This window comes from Neisseria sp. Marseille-Q2251, from assembly GCF_940793045.1.
In the GTDB taxonomy this organism is placed as follows: domain Bacteria; phylum Pseudomonadota; class Gammaproteobacteria; order Burkholderiales; family Neisseriaceae; genus Neisseria.
On sequence record NZ_CALNWV010000036.1, the window covers coordinates 1 to 14,243 of the forward strand.

The window sequence follows — 14,243 nt, forward strand, 5'->3', positions numbered from 1 at the left end:
ACTACAACCGCGAGCGTTGCAGTTTGAAATTGAAAAAGCTGAGTCCTGTCGCATACAGAACCCAGCTTACACAGAGCGCCTGAATAATAGGCTTTTATGAGTGTCCAAGATTTGGGGGCCAGTTCAGGTTTCAGACGACCTTTTATATTTTCGCGGGCATAGCCCACGCTACCAGTTGAACACTGTTGGAAATACCGTTCTTTTTGATCGTGTTTCCATTGATGTGGCGCAGTAAACCGTAGCCTGAATCTCTACTAACTGCGTGCATGGCTACGCCACGCACCCTACCTGTGGGCGGCACAAACTTTAAAACCGACATGTAGGGTGTGTGCGGTACGCACGCGTTTTTTGCCGTTCTCAAACCATTGTTTCAAACTTTCAGACGAACTCAGACGTCGTCTGAAAACCCCAAACTTACAATCTGTCCTTACGAGCGGTAGTCTGCGTTGATGGAGACGTAGTCGTGCGACAGGTCGCAGGTATAGACGGTAGCGGCGGCTTGTCCGCGGTGGAGTTTGATGCGGACGGTGATTTCGTCTTTCGCCATCACTGCCTGCCCTTGTTCTTCGGTGTAGCTTGCGGCGCGGCCGCCGTTTTCGGCAACCAATACGTCGTCCAGATACATTTCGAGGATGTCGGCGTCCAAATCGGCGATGCCGGCGTAGCCGATGGCGGCGAGTAGTCTGCCGAGGTTGGGGTCGGAGGCGAAGAAGGCGGTTTTAACGAGGGGCGAGTGGGCGACGGCGTAGGCGACTTGGCGGGCTTCGTCGCGGGTTTTGGCGTTTTCGACGCGGACGGTGATGAATTTGGTTGCTCCTTCGCCGTCGCGGACGATGGTTTGGGCGAGTTCGAGGGCGAGGCTGCCGAGCAGGTCTTTGAGCTGTTTGTAGCGCGGGTCGGCGATGTTGTCGATTTCGCTTTGGCTGTTTTTGCCGGTGGCGATGATAACGAAGCTGTCGTTGGTGCTGGTGTCGCCGTCAACGGTGATGGTGTTGAAGGTTTCGTCGGCGATTTCTTGGGTCATCAGCTGGAGGACGGGTTGGGAAACTTTGGCATCGGTGGCGATGAAGGAGAGCATGGTCGCCATGTTGGGGTGGATCATGCCGGAGCCTTTGGCGATGCCGGTGGCGCGGACGGTGTGTTTTTCGCCGACGCTGCCTTCGCGCGAGGCGGATTTGGGCACGGTGTCGGTGGTCATGATGGCGCGTGCGGCATCCGCCCAGTCGGCGGGCTGCATTTTGGGCAGGGCGGCGACGATTTTGCCGACGGGCAGGGGCTCGAGGATGACGCCTGTGGAGAAGGGAAGGACTTGGGAGGGTTTACAGCCGGTTTGTTCGGCGGTGGCGGCGCAGGTTTCGATGGCGTCGATTCTGCCTTGAGCACCTGTACCGGCGTTGGCGTTGCCGGTGTTGATGATGATGGCGCGCACGCCGTCTTCGTCGAAGAGATGTGATTTGGCGATGTGGACGGGGGCGGCACAGAAGCGGTTGGTGGTGAAGACGGCACCGACGGTGTTGCCGCCGGAAAGTACCATCAGGGTGAGGTCGGCGCGGTCGGTTTGTTTGATGCCTGCGCGGGCGGTGAAGAGTTGGATGCCGTCGATGTTCAGCAGTTGGTCTGCGGTTTTTTCTGTGAGGTTGACTGCCATTTTGCTGCTCCTTTGTTTGGGGTTGCTATGGGTTTGGGTTTCAGACGACCTTTTTGGTTCATCGGGGTCGTCTGAAAAGTGTTCAGAATCCTAATACGGGGATGATAATCGGGGTAATGGCGGCGGTCAGTACGCCGTTGAGGGTCAGCCCCAGCCCTGCGTATGCTGCCATGCGCCGGCTGCGTTCGAGCGAGGCGGCGATGCCCATGGCGTGTGAGGCGGTGCCGAGCGACATGCCGACCGATGAGGGCATGCCGACGGTGTTTTTAAGCACGGTATAACCGGCGATCTGCCCGACCAGTCCGGCGACGATGACAGTGGCGGCGGTAATGGCGGGGATGCCGCCTATGGTGCGGGTGATTTCGATGGCGATGGGGTTGGTCACGGATTTGGCGGCGAGCGAGAGGACGACTTCGCGTTCCGCGCCCAGCCATTTGGCGAAATACATGCCCGTGATGATGCCGGTAACGCTGCCGGCGAGCTGCGAGACGATGACGGGCAGCCACTGGCTGAAGATTTTTTGACGGTTTTGATAGAGCGGGACGGCGAGCGCGACGACGGCGGGCTTGAGCCAGAAGTCGATAAACTGCGCGGCATCGTGGTACACGGCGTAATCGATGTCGAGGATTTTGAGGTAGGCAATCAGGGTAACGGTGCTGATTAAAACGGGGTTGAGCAGCAGGTAGCCCGTCCGCGCGCGAAGGAGGAGTGCCAACGCGTACACCGCCAGCGTCAGGAAAAGCAGGACACTGGGCTGCTGCCACAGGGAAAGGATGCCGTCCATCAGATTTTCTCCCGTATCCATTGGTGCACCTTGCCCGTTACCAACAGGACGCACACGGTACTGGCGGCGGCGGAAACGAGTATCGACAGCCAACTGTCGGCAATCAAATCCAAATAGCTGATGACGGCGACGCAAGGCGGCACGAGGAAAAGCGTCAGGTTTGCCATCAGCGCGTCGGTAAGCTGCTGCAACCACTCGGCTTTCACCCACCCCGCCTGAAGCATGGCAAACAGAATACCCATACCGATGATGCTGCCGGGCAGTTTGATGCCCGTAAGATAAGCGGCGGTTTCGCCGAGCGCGAGGCAGCCGAGCAGGACGAGCAAGGCGCGGATGGTGTGCATGGGTCGGGTTTCCTCTATGGTTTGCCGCTTTGCAGACGGGCGGTTTATGAATCTTTGTTAATATAATGGATTAACTTTAAACCAGTACGGCGTTGTCTCGCCTTGCCGTACTATCTGTACTGTCTGCGGCTTCGTCGCCTTGTCCTGATTTAAATTTAATCCACTATAATTAAATCATAACGCCCTTGGGGTCGTCTGAAAAGTATGGTTCAGCCCAAATGCAACATCGATTTGCTGTTTTTCGTATTTATCCGAATCAATCCATGTTGAAACCAAACGATAAGGTCGTCTGAAAGCATCTTGCCGGCTTTCAGACGACCTTGTTTTGTCGCTATTCATAAAAACGGCAAGGAATCAAACCTTGCCGTCGGATAGGATTTTCCGCCTAAGATTTCCGATATGGGTTTTCCACACCTTCAATCAAGGCTTGCAGGTATTCGCGCAACTGTTTTTCACTGCAGCCCATCAGAAGCGCGTCTTCAAATGCGTCTTGTGCTGCTTGATAAAGCTCGGTCATGTTTTCCGTCATGACTTTCACTTTTTCAGTGCAGGATACGATTTGCCCGTCGTCGTCATACCATTTGGGCATTTCAGGCATACTCACGTTGGTGCTTTCCTAGACTTAATTGAGGAAACGGGACGGATCGTTTTTCTTCACGCGGCGGGCGAAGGCGTATTTGGCATTCCAGTATTTGTTGCTGAGGCTGGTGACTTCGATACGTTTGCCGGTACGCGGCGCGTGGATGAAACGGTTGTTGCCGATGTAGAGGCCGACGTGGGAGATTCTGCCGCGACCCATCGTGCGGAAGAACACCATATCGCCCGGCTGCAATTCGCTACGCGATACGCCGACACCCATTTTTGCCTGTGCGGCGGAAGTGCGCGGGAGGTTTACGCCCATCGAGCGTTTGAAGATGTGCTGCATAAAGCCGCTGCAGTCGAAACCTGTGGACGCAGATGTGCCGCCGTAGCGGTAGGCTACGCCCAAAAGCCCCATCGCGCTGCTGATGAGTTCGTCCGCATTGTCTGATGACTGTACAGAGCTTACGGGTTGGCGGGGAGCGATCACGGCAGTGATTGCGCGTCCGGGTTGGAGGAGTGCCGGGGAAGCAGGTTGTCTTGCATCTTCAAATTGATTTAAAACCTGCTGTCTGTTTTTGACGAACGAATCGAGATCGTCGGCGTTTGCAAAATGAATGCCGGACAGCATATAGACCGAAGCCAATAGTGCCGCCAGCCTGGATAAGGCTTTCATGTTTGACTGATTCCATTTTCAGACGACCTGTCTGCCGCCTGCTATTATGTTATTCTGTATCTGGGATATTCAGGCGATTGTATATAAAAAACAGGATGTTTGGCAAAAAAGCGTCTGTTATATTGCGTTAAAGCGTTGTTTATAAAAAATTTTGCGAAGATACCCAACCGATGATGATACCTACTCTGCTCGCTATGCGCGACTTTTCCAGAATGCGCGAAATTATTACCGTACTGACGAAATACGGCTTGGGCGGCTTTGTGCAGCGCATCCGTTTGGGCGCGGCGGGCGGGGACGAAGTGCATCCCGACAGCCGTTATATGAGTACGCCGCGACGCTTTCGCAAAGCGTTTGAAGAGTTGGGGCCGACCTTCGTCAAACTCGGTCAGGTATTGTCCACGCGGGTCGATATTTTCGGGGCGGAGTGGATTGAAGAGTTTGAACAACTGCAAAGCAACGTCGCGCCGATACCGTCGTCTGAAATCTATACTTTGGTCGAAGCCTATCTGGGCAAACCCGTTTCCGAAGTATTCCGCAGCATAGACCCGAAACCCGCAGGCAGCGCATCGGTGGCGCAGGTGCACCGCGCCGAACTTTTAGACGGAACCGCCGTCGCCGTCAAAGTCAAACGCCCCGACATCGAGCCGGTCATTCAGGCGGATTTGCGGATTTTGAACCACCTCGCCAGACTGATGGAATCCGAAATCCCCGAAGTGCGCCGTTACCAGCCCGTATTGATGGTCGCCTATTTTGCCAAGAGTCTGGCAAAAGAAACCGATTTATCAGTAGAGCTGCGCTATATGCAGCGCTTCGGTCAGACCTTTTCAGACGACCCCTTGGTTCGCATCCCTGCCGTCTATCCCGACATCTCCAACCGGCACATCCTCGTACAAGACTACATCGGCGGCACGCTGCTGAAAGACGCCGACCTCGAAACCATGCCCCACACCTTGCGCAGCGCTCTTGCCGGACGGATTACCGACACCCTCTTCACCATGATGCTGCGGCAAGGCTTTTTCCATGCCGACCCCCATCCGGGCAACATCTTCGTCAACGACAACGGCGGCATCACCTTCATCGACTTCGGGCTGGTCGGACACCTCGGCAACACCCGCCGCCGCGAAATCCTCAACCTCATCAACGCCCTGACCAACAACGACGCACTGCTCATCCAATACGTCCTCAGCGACTGGGCGCAGGGCGATTTGCCCGACGAAAACCTGCTCGGCGCAGACGTCTTGGAAATGCTGCTCAACTACGAACACACGCCCATCCGCGACCTGCGCGTCAGCCAAGTCATCAACGACATCACCTCCATCATGCGCCGCCACGGGCTGACCCTGCCCGGCGACCTCGTGATGCTCTTCAAAACCCTCATCACCCTCGAAGGCGTCGTCAAACGGCTCGACGGCAGTATCGAACTGCTCGAACGCGCCAAACCCATCACCGAAGCCGCCGTCAAAGAACAAGCCTCCGCCGCCCACATTGCCCGCAACGCCAAAACGCAACTGCGCACCCTGTTGCAAATGGCGGAGTCGCTGCCGCAAGACTTCTTCAGGCTGACCAGAATGCTGCAAAAAGGCAAATTCGGCATCACCCTAGACCTCAAGCAGTCAGACCGCATCAGCCATCAAATCGACAGCGCCGCCAACCGCCTGACCATGGGCATCGTCACCGCCGCCCTGATTATCGGTTCGTCCATCGTCATGAGTATAGAAACCGGCCCCAAGTTTATCGGCTTCGTCGGCTACCTTATCGCCTTCGCCAACAGCCTGTGGATTATCTGGTCGGTGTGGCGGTCGGGGAAACACTAAACTGCCTGCTTCCGAAGCAGACCGCCTCAAAAGCAGGCAAGATATTGTGTGCCTTACACGCCTTACGGCACGGTATTAAAACAACTTACGCACTTCGGCTTCGATATCCGCCGCCCGCATAAAGGTTTCGCCGATTAAGAACGTATGCACGCCGTGACCGCGCATAAAGTCCACATCGTCTTTGTTTCGGATACCGCTTTCCGTGACGACCGTTTTGCCCGACAGATCGGGAAGCAGGTCTAAAGTCTGCTGGAGCGTGACTTCAAAAGTCCGCAGATTACGGTTGTTCACACCCCAAAGCGGCGTGGTCATGTTACGGCATTTTTCCAATTCGGATTGGTCGTGCAATTCCAGCAGCACGGTCATGCCCAAATCGTGGGCAACGGCTTCAAAATGCGTCAACTGCGCGGCATCCAAGGCCGCCGCAATCAATAAAACCGCATCAGCGCCCCATGTGCGCGCCTGATAAATCTGATAGTCGTCGATGATGAAATCTTTGCGCAACACCGGCAGGCTGACCGCCGAACGCGCCTGTTTCAAATACTCGGGCGAACCTTGGAAATACACTTCGTCAGTCAACACAGACAAACACGCCGCCCCCGCGCGTTCATAAGCGCACGCAATATCCGCAGGGTGAAAATCAGGCCGTATCAGCCCTTTGCTGGGACTGGCTTTTTTGATTTCCGCGATAATGACAGGCAAGTTTTGGGCGTGTTTATTGCGGATGGAAGCAAAAAAGTCACGCACTGGCTCGGCATCGCGCAACTGCGCTTTGACTTCCGCAAGCGGTGCTGCCGCTTTTTGCGCGACAACTTCTTGTGCCTTGGTAGCAAGGATTTTATTGAGGATATCGGTCATAAATGGCTTTCGATCAATACATGGTGGAACAACGCAAAACAGCAGGCAACCCTATGCCGCCGCTTTTTGCGCCCTTCCATACCGTAAAGGGAAAAACGGTTTATCTTAACATTTACGAGGTCGTCTGAAAAACAGAAGATGGTTTCAGACGACCTCACCGCGATGACAACACAACATACCCTCCCCGCCCGCAACCGAAATCTACCGCCCATCCCGTCTCGCCGGTCAGACAATCCGCGTATGCTATGATGTTTCACTGCCGCGCCATCCAACCGATATCCCGCCGCACATACCCAACACACCCAAAGGAATCATTTATGAAAAGATGGATAATATGGGGCTTCCTCCCGCTTCTCCTCATGTGGGCGACCAGCGTGGCTTGGCTGCATTACCAAGCCGTCCAAGCAGAAAAAGCATCCCAAAACATCAAACCTGCCGACATCGCCGTCATCTTGGGCAATTCCGTCAACAGGCGCGGCAAACCCAATCCCTGCCTGCGCTCCCGAGTGGAAGCAGGCGTCGCCCTCTACCGTCAAAACAAAGTCAGCAGGTTGCTGATGAGCGGCGGCACGGACGGCGACGGCAGCAACGAAGCGGCAGCCATGCAATCTATGGCGATAGACATGGGCATCCCGCCCGAACACATCCGCATCGAAAACAAATCGGAAAGCACCTTTGAAAACATCGCCCTGAGCGCACCACTGTTACAAGACGTATCCAACGTCATCATCGTCAGCGACGCCTTCCATCTCGCACGCGCCGAGTGGCTCGTCAACCGCCATTTGAAAGACAAAAATGTCCAATTTTACGCTTCCGATTCCTGCGGCGACTCCACGCCCAATTACCTGCGCAAGCTCTCCCGCGAAATACCCGCGTGGATTAAAGCCATGATTATGCACCGCTGAATCCTGTCCGTCCGAAGCAAATGGTTTTAGACTTGGGCAAGCAGCGTTCACAGCATAGGCATCGTCTTTATAGTGCATCATTGACAAAAGGTCGTCTGAAAACGGTATATCGAAGTTTTCAGACGACCTTTTCGTTACCCATCTCTTCAAACGCAATATCTGCAAACGCCAAGCTCCATATCGCCGCAAACGCATTTCCGTTATATCCAAAGAAGCAAACAATATTTCCCGCACGATTCTCGCCTTGTTATATTTCCCGCTCAAGTATTTGTCTGATAAGGAAAATATGATGGGACTCAAATCATGGCTGGGCATTATCTTCATCGGCGCAACGGTGTGGCTCGCCTCATGCGGACAGTCCGGCAGCGTGGCTGACAAGGGCAAACCCGAGCGTGTCGTCATGCTGAATGTATCGTACGACCCGACACGCGAGTTCTACCGCGAATACAACCCGTTTTTCCAACGCTACTGGCAAAAAACACACGGACAGGAAGCAGATATCCGCCTCTCTAACGGCGGTTCGGGCAAACAGTCGTTGACCGTACAAAACGGCTTGAAAGCCGATGTCGTGACACTTGCGCTGGCATCCGACATCGACGCACTCCATCACAACAAAGCAGGCAGGCAACTCCTATCGGCAGACTGGCAAAAAGCCCTGCCGCACAACAGCACACCCTACACTTCGACCATCGTATTCCTAGTACGCAAAGGCAATCCCAAGCAGATTCATGACTGGGACGACTTGGTCAAAGGCGACGTACAAATTATCACGGCAAACCCGAAAACTTCAGGCGGCGCACGCTGGAATTTCCTGTCGGCTTGGGCATACGCACAAGAAAAAGGCGGGGATGCGGCGGCAGAACAATTTGTTTCCGAACTCTACCGCCGCGTGCCGGTCATGGACGCAGGCGCGCGCGGTTCGACCATTACCTTTACACGGCGCGGATTCGGCGATGTTTTGCTGGTATGGGAAAACGAAGCGCACCTCGCCTTGCAGGAGAATCCGAACCAATTTGAAATCATCACGCCGTCAATATCCATGCTGTGCGAACCGCCCGTCGCCGTGGTCAGCGAAGTAGCAAAAGAAAAAGGCACGGAACAAATCGCCAAAGCCTATTTGGAAATGCTGTATAGCAAAGAAGCGCAACGAATGGCGGCACGCCATTTCTACCGCCCCACCGACGAGGCCGTACGCACCGAATTTAAAGCACGCTTCCCCGATTTGAAACTGGTCGGCATCGACGAAACCTTCGGCGGCTGGCATAAAGCACAAGCACGATTTTTCAACGACGGCGGCGTATTCGATAAGATTTACCGACCGCAAAACTGATTGCATCTTAAATAAAACAAAGGTCGTCTGAAAACCTGTTTCCAAGTTTTCAGACGACCTTTCTATCGGATGCGACGTTTAACTAAACCAATCAGAAAAACAGCTCGCGCCAGCTGATACGTTGCAGACCACAGATACGGCCTTTCACTTCCAGTGATTGCGCATTATTCAGCAACAAGCTGCGTTGGTCACCCTCTTTGCCTGAGAAGCATTTGTTGTTTGGCGTACCAGACCCCAAACCAAGCTCCTTATCCGTACCGGTTTCACCGCTGTCACCATCGGCAGTAACAGGATCGTCTGTACGCTTGTTCGGATCGATAAAGGTGAAGCTGACAATACCCTCTTGAGTCAAACCGTTGGCGTATTGCGTACCGAAACCGCTCAATTCACGCTTAAATATATCAGGCGTAAAACGTGCGCTACGGCTATTGAGTGCACCGCCGTTATCAGCATTGATGCCGAGGAAGGTCGTGCTGGTTACAGTTGACTTATTGTTGCTGACAGGCATACACAAGTCTTTTTCCGCTTCCTCCTTGCCGATAGTCTTACCGCCATCGGAAGTGTATTTGCGTATCGTAACGATGGCAGTACGCAGAATCATAGTCGGCTTAATGCTGACACGCTCGCCGGAACCTAGATTGATGAACCAGCCTTTATGTGTCTCTTCAATTTTTTCATTACTCAGATACAATGCCTTACTGGTTCGTGGCTGATTGTTTCCATCGTTATATGACTGCTCTACCTCAGTAATCGTTTGCTCGCGCAGGTTTTGCTCGGTAACATCCTGATTTGTCTTGTCTTCGAATAGATCTTTCGGCGCTTTATCCAGTTTTTGAAAAATACCGTAAATCGATTGTTTTTCAGTATTGCTCAAATCACTTTGGTAGATTTCACTACCTGTACCGAAAATCACGACGTATTCCTTAGCTCCTTTTCGTGATACGGCAGGAGCCGAGGTAATCGGCTTGCTTGACGAACCTGAGAAGATTTTGACCGCAGTCCAATTTTTCGGCGTTTCACCGCGCAGGTCGAAGCGGTACATATTACCCCCTCTGTCGCCTGCATAGGCAAAATCGACAACTCCGTCAAAATCGGTATCAAGCAGTGTCGGTGTGGACAGACCGCCTACACCGCCCGGCACGATAATTTTCGCCAACTCCTTACCTGCCTTATCTTCTTTTCCCGCAGACTGACCGCGTTTCTTGCCTGTACCGACTTCTTTACCAAGCATTTCGTAAACATATAACGCAGTTTCGTTGGCTGTCGCATCTTTTTCTTCGGCTGCGTAGCCACTGGCGAGGAAGCCTGCGTAACGGATGTTTTCCTCCAGTTTGGCGCTACCGTCAGTTTCACGTTTGATGGAAACGCGACCGATTTGCGGCGTACCGATAGTAAAGCCCAAAGTATTGTCTTTACCTTTGGTAGTTTCAAACAAAGGAACTTTATCGCTCCAAGCAGCCGCATCCAGACCGGTATCGGTGGTTTGATCTTCTTTACCGCCTATATTGAGAGCGTATGCGCCACGTCCGCCTTGCCCCATCGCGCCAAACATAAACACGCGCTGCTGAAACTTACTGCCTTGTTCTGCAACAGGGGTCTGACGCAGGGTAAAACCGCCGTTTACACCATATTTATGGTTTTCGATGGATTTTCCATAATCCGCATGTGCAATGTCTTTCAATACTTTGGCAAGCGTAATCGGGTTGCCTGACGCATCGTTTTCACGCTCCATCGCTGAAGGAAGATAGCTGACTTTCAAATCATAAGGATAGTCTCCTGCCGTGCTTTGGAAAATATGCACCATGCCATCGTTGGCTGCGGCAACCAAATATTTGCGGCGACCATGCTCAAGATTGCCGACTGCAGCAACAGAACCATCCAAAATATCGCCCAAATCACGCTCTCTGGGTTTACGGTCACGGTAAGGCTTGTATGCACTGTCATCACTGCCAACCCTGCCTGTCCAATTGAGCAGTTTTTTCCATTCGTCTTTGTCAGTATTCTCAATACCGAAATAGGCATTGTTGACTTTATTAGCAGGGATGGCGTCGATAAAGTAAGTATTAGAACCTGTGTTAATCAATGTTTTACGATTACCAAAGGAAGGCTGGGTAACTGTACCTTCCCGTCTACCATCAATATTATTCAATTTATTAAATAAAATCTGGCTACTCCAAGAGCCGGTATTCAGCTTGATGGTTGCCGCCAAATCAGGAATACCGCTGCTGGAAGTTGCCGGAGCGGTACCGCCATCCAAAGTAATCGGTTCACTATTTTGACTGTCATTTTTAATCGTATCAGTAATATCTTTAAACGCTGCAAGCAGACTTTCACGGTCTGTGGCAGTGTAATACCCTCCTCCTTTTTTTGGATCTTTTGGATCTCCCGTAGCACCGCGCTTCAGATAATCTGCACCAGCGGGAGTAATATCATTACCAAAACCTACCGTAAATGTTTGAACAGTTTGTTTTTTGTAGTCTCCGAAATCATTGGGGTCGCCATCCCAGCTTTTACCCGCCTTATCCGTACCACCAACTTTAAAGTCTTTTGTTGCCAGCTTTCTACTGAAAAAAGCCAAGCCGTTACCGCGATCCCAGAACTGATCATAGGAAGGTTCGCCCAACATACAGCGTAAAGGCCTATCCTGCATTGGCCTCTCGCCAAAATATTTGTATGCATCTTGATACTCCTTAGTGTTATAAGGAGTATAAACACCCCAGTTATAACGCACGGCAGCATGGTAATAACGACGAGCCTCATAGTCAAAAACAGTTCTATCTGGCCAATATGGAGAAGTACCACAATAAGAGCTATCGTTGGCATCACCATCCGACATCATAATGACATAGGATTTTTGACAACGGTACTCAACCTTGGGCATGACGATTGTACTGACAATTTCAAAATAGCGACGTGTCGTCGGGGTTGCAGACCCATATTTGAGAGCATTAACCCGCGCTTTCATTGTTTCAGGATCGGAACTATAAAAATCCACATCTGACCGACCATTATTATGAAGCGTCTGCAACCCCCAGTTAAACTGATCCTTATACTCAGCAAGAATACCCTTCAACGCTATTTTAGCTACATCCAACCTGTTTAATGGCCTTCTATATTCATCATAAGCACCACTCACGGGAAGTTGCATACTACCCGAATCATCAATAAAAAACATGATGTTATGCTTAACTTTCGGCTGCTCTGTAATCTTGCTTTCGTTTTGCAAATAAAGTGGGGTTTTGGCAAACTGTGCTTGCGCTTGTGATGCCGCCCCCATCAGTGCGAGCGCGGAGGCGATGCTGTAAATCATCGGACGGATGGAGCCGGGGCAACGTGAAGGTTTGTTTTTCATAATGCGTTCTTTTTTCATAAAATCGTCGGTTGACGGATGATGACGTTGTTTTTATTTTCTCGGAATGAGATTCTAACATTTACGATGTCATTTATGTGGGGTTCGGGCTGTTTTTTTTATCTGACGCGGCGAACAATGGCGAAAATGAAACAGGCGGCGCGATTGTAAAGGCAAAATCCGTTGCCACGTCACGGCTTGAACGATGTGGCTTTTTGACGTAGAATGCATTGCTTCTACGGCATAGGCAGCTATGCCTGAAAAAGCACGTTACGCAGCAAAATCAAGGCTGCGGGGCGTGTTTTTTTTTAGCCGATATTTTCTCAGGCGGTCTTTTTTGTAAACAATTTTCAGACGACCCCTGCCCGTTTCTGCAAACCGACCATCATCAGGCAAACAGGATTCATCATGACCACTCCGGCTCTTCTCGTTCTCGCTGACGGCAGCGTATTTCATGGCACATCAATCGGTTACGAAGGTTCGACTTCCGGCGAAGTCGTGTTCAACACTTCCATGACCGGCTATCAGGAAATCCTGACCGACCCGTCCTACTGCAAACAAATCGTTACCCTCACCTACCCCCACATCGGCAATACCGGCACCAACGCCGAAGACGAAGAAAGCCGCAGCGTTTATGCCGCAGGCTTGATTATCCGCGACCTGCCGCTGTTGCACAGCAACTTCCGCGCCTCCGAAAGCCTTCACGACTATCTGGTGCGCAATAAAACCGTCGCCATCGCCGACATCGACACCCGCCGCCTGACCACGCTGCTGCGCGAAAAAGGCGCACAAGGCGGAGCAATTTTGACCGGCGCGGACGCTACGGTTGAAAAAGCGCAAGAACTCATCGCCGCGTTCGGCAGCATGGTCGGCAAAGATTTGGCGAAAGAGGTTTCCTGCAAAGAAGCCTACGAATGGACTGAAGGCGAATGGGCGTTGGGCAAAGGTTTCGTTACCCCTGCCGAACAACCGTTCCACGTCGTCGCCTACGATTTCGGCGTGAAAACCAACATCCTGCGTATGCTCGCCGCACGCGGCTGCCGCCTGACCGTCGTCCCCGCACAAACTAGCGCGGAAGATGTGTTGGCACTCAACCCCGACGGCGTGTTCCTGTCCAACGGCCCCGGCGACCCTGAACCTTGCACCTACGCCATCGAAGCCGTGCAAAAACTGATGGCAAGCGGCAAACCCATCTTCGGCATCTGCTTAGGACACCAGCTCATCAGCCTCGCCATCGGCGCAAAAACCCTGAAAATGCACTTCAGCCACCACGGCGCGAACCACCCCGTGCAAGACTTGGACAGCGGCAAAGTCGTCATCACCAGCCAAAACCACGGCTTCGCCGTCGATGCTGACACCCTGCCCGCGAACGCAAGAATTACCCACAAATCTTTGTTCGACAACACCTTGCAAGGCATCGAGCTGACCGACAAACCCGTATTCTGCTTCCAAGGCCACCCCGAAGCCAGCCCCGGCCCGCAGGATGTCGGCTATCTGTTTGACAAATTCATTGACAATATGAAAGCGGCAAAACAATAAGCCGCCTTTTCAGACGACCTCTCAACTCAACAAAGGTCGTCTGAAACCCGATAAAAATCAAAACATAAAAAACAAAAATTCAGACGACCCCTCAACACAAAACGTCGTCTGAAAAATCAACCTCCCAACCCTCAAATCAGAAAGGAAAAGCATGACTGAAAAACAAATGCGCGTACTCTCCGTCGTCGCCACCCTGACCGCCGTAGGTATGTACGTTTCCTATATCCCGCAAATCCAAAACAACCTCGCGGGCAACCCCGGCTCGCCGCTGCAACCCCTCGTCGCCGCCATCAACTGCACATTATGGGTTGCCTACGGCTTTTTGAAAGAAAAACGCGATTACCCCGTCGTACTGGCAAACGCCCCCGGCATCATTTTGGGCTTGATTACCTTTATCACCAGCTTTTAAAAATCATA

At 52.4% G+C, this 14,243-nt stretch carries 13 protein-coding genes; 6 read left to right on the forward strand and 7 right to left on the reverse strand.

The window, feature by feature from the left end:
- On the forward strand, nt 1–83 hold an 83-nt coding region (locus AAG834_RS13850; protein WP_440363771.1), incomplete at its 5' end, for an IS3 family transposase.
- Between the two features lie 344 nt (nt 84–427).
- Here AAG834_RS13850 and argJ read toward each other — a convergent pair.
- The 5 genes from argJ to AAG834_RS10810 form a co-directional block, all read right to left on the reverse strand.
- A complete protein-coding gene (argJ, locus tag AAG834_RS10785) occupies nt 428–1,648 on the reverse strand; it encodes a bifunctional glutamate N-acetyltransferase/amino-acid acetyltransferase ArgJ (RefSeq protein WP_342032121.1) in 1,221 nt (406 codons plus the stop codon).
- Between the two features lie 82 nt (nt 1,649–1,730).
- Entirely contained in the window at nt 1,731–2,432 is a 702-nt protein-coding gene (locus AAG834_RS10790) for an LrgB family protein (protein WP_342032137.1), read from the reverse strand.
- On the reverse strand, nt 2,432–2,776 hold the full coding sequence (locus tag AAG834_RS10795; protein ID WP_003742821.1) for a CidA/LrgA family protein: 345 nt from the start codon (nt 2,774–2,776) through the stop codon (nt 2,432–2,434). The genes AAG834_RS10790 and AAG834_RS10795 overlap by 1 nt, the downstream gene beginning before the upstream one ends.
- 385 nt (nt 2,777–3,161) lie before the next feature.
- Nucleotides 3,162–3,380, reverse strand: coding sequence for a hypothetical protein (locus AAG834_RS10805; protein WP_342032122.1), 219 nt, complete (start codon nt 3,378–3,380; stop codon nt 3,162–3,164).
- Between the two features lie 18 nt (nt 3,381–3,398).
- Complete coding sequence (locus AAG834_RS10810) at nt 3,399–4,031, reverse strand: C40 family peptidase (protein ID WP_342032123.1); 633 nt, start codon at nt 4,029–4,031, stop codon at nt 3,399–3,401.
- A 170-nt stretch (nt 4,032–4,201) separates the two neighbouring features.
- Here AAG834_RS10810 and AAG834_RS10815 point away from each other — a divergent pair, with 170 nt between their 5' ends.
- The gene (locus tag AAG834_RS10815; RefSeq protein ID WP_342032124.1) at nt 4,202–5,845 is read left to right on the forward strand and encodes an ABC1 kinase family protein; all 1,644 of its coding nucleotides are present in this window, start codon (nt 4,202–4,204) and stop codon (nt 5,843–5,845) included.
- A gap of 75 nt (nt 5,846–5,920) precedes the next feature.
- Here the strand turns inward: AAG834_RS10815 and trpC are convergent, their stop codons facing one another.
- Nucleotides 5,921–6,703, reverse strand: coding sequence for an indole-3-glycerol phosphate synthase TrpC (gene trpC / locus AAG834_RS10820; protein ID WP_342032125.1), 783 nt, complete (start codon nt 6,701–6,703; stop codon nt 5,921–5,923).
- A 317-nt stretch (nt 6,704–7,020) separates the two neighbouring features.
- Between trpC and AAG834_RS10825 the strand changes: the two genes are divergently transcribed.
- Nucleotides 7,021–7,608: a YdcF family protein gene (locus tag AAG834_RS10825; protein WP_009313060.1), complete on the forward strand. Its 588-nt coding sequence runs from the start codon at nt 7,021–7,023 to the stop codon at nt 7,606–7,608.
- A gap of 289 nt (nt 7,609–7,897) precedes the next feature.
- Nucleotides 7,898–8,938 (forward strand): sulfate ABC transporter substrate-binding protein, encoded by a 1,041-nt coding sequence (locus AAG834_RS10830; protein ID WP_342032126.1) that lies wholly within the window; start codon nt 7,898–7,900, stop codon nt 8,936–8,938.
- Nucleotides 8,939–9,029: 91 nt separating this feature from the next.
- On the opposite strand, the gene pilC is transcribed toward AAG834_RS10830, so the two are convergent.
- Nucleotides 9,030–12,308 (reverse strand): PilC family type IV pilus tip adhesin, encoded by a 3,279-nt coding sequence (gene pilC, locus AAG834_RS10835; protein WP_342032127.1) that lies wholly within the window; start codon nt 12,306–12,308, stop codon nt 9,030–9,032.
- Nucleotides 12,309–12,695: 387 nt separating this feature from the next.
- Here pilC and carA point away from each other — a divergent pair, with 387 nt between their 5' ends.
- Together carA and AAG834_RS10845 are read left to right on the forward strand one after the other, a co-directional pair.
- Nucleotides 12,696–13,826 carry a glutamine-hydrolyzing carbamoyl-phosphate synthase small subunit gene (gene carA, locus AAG834_RS10840; RefSeq protein ID WP_342032128.1) on the forward strand — a complete coding sequence of 377 codons (1,131 nt, stop codon included), beginning with the start codon at nt 12,696–12,698 and terminating at the stop codon, nt 13,824–13,826.
- Between the two features lie 151 nt (nt 13,827–13,977).
- A complete protein-coding gene (locus AAG834_RS10845) occupies nt 13,978–14,235 on the forward strand; it encodes a SemiSWEET family transporter (RefSeq protein WP_003765608.1) in 258 nt (85 codons plus the stop codon).
- Nucleotides 14,236–14,243 lie beyond the last annotated feature (8 nt).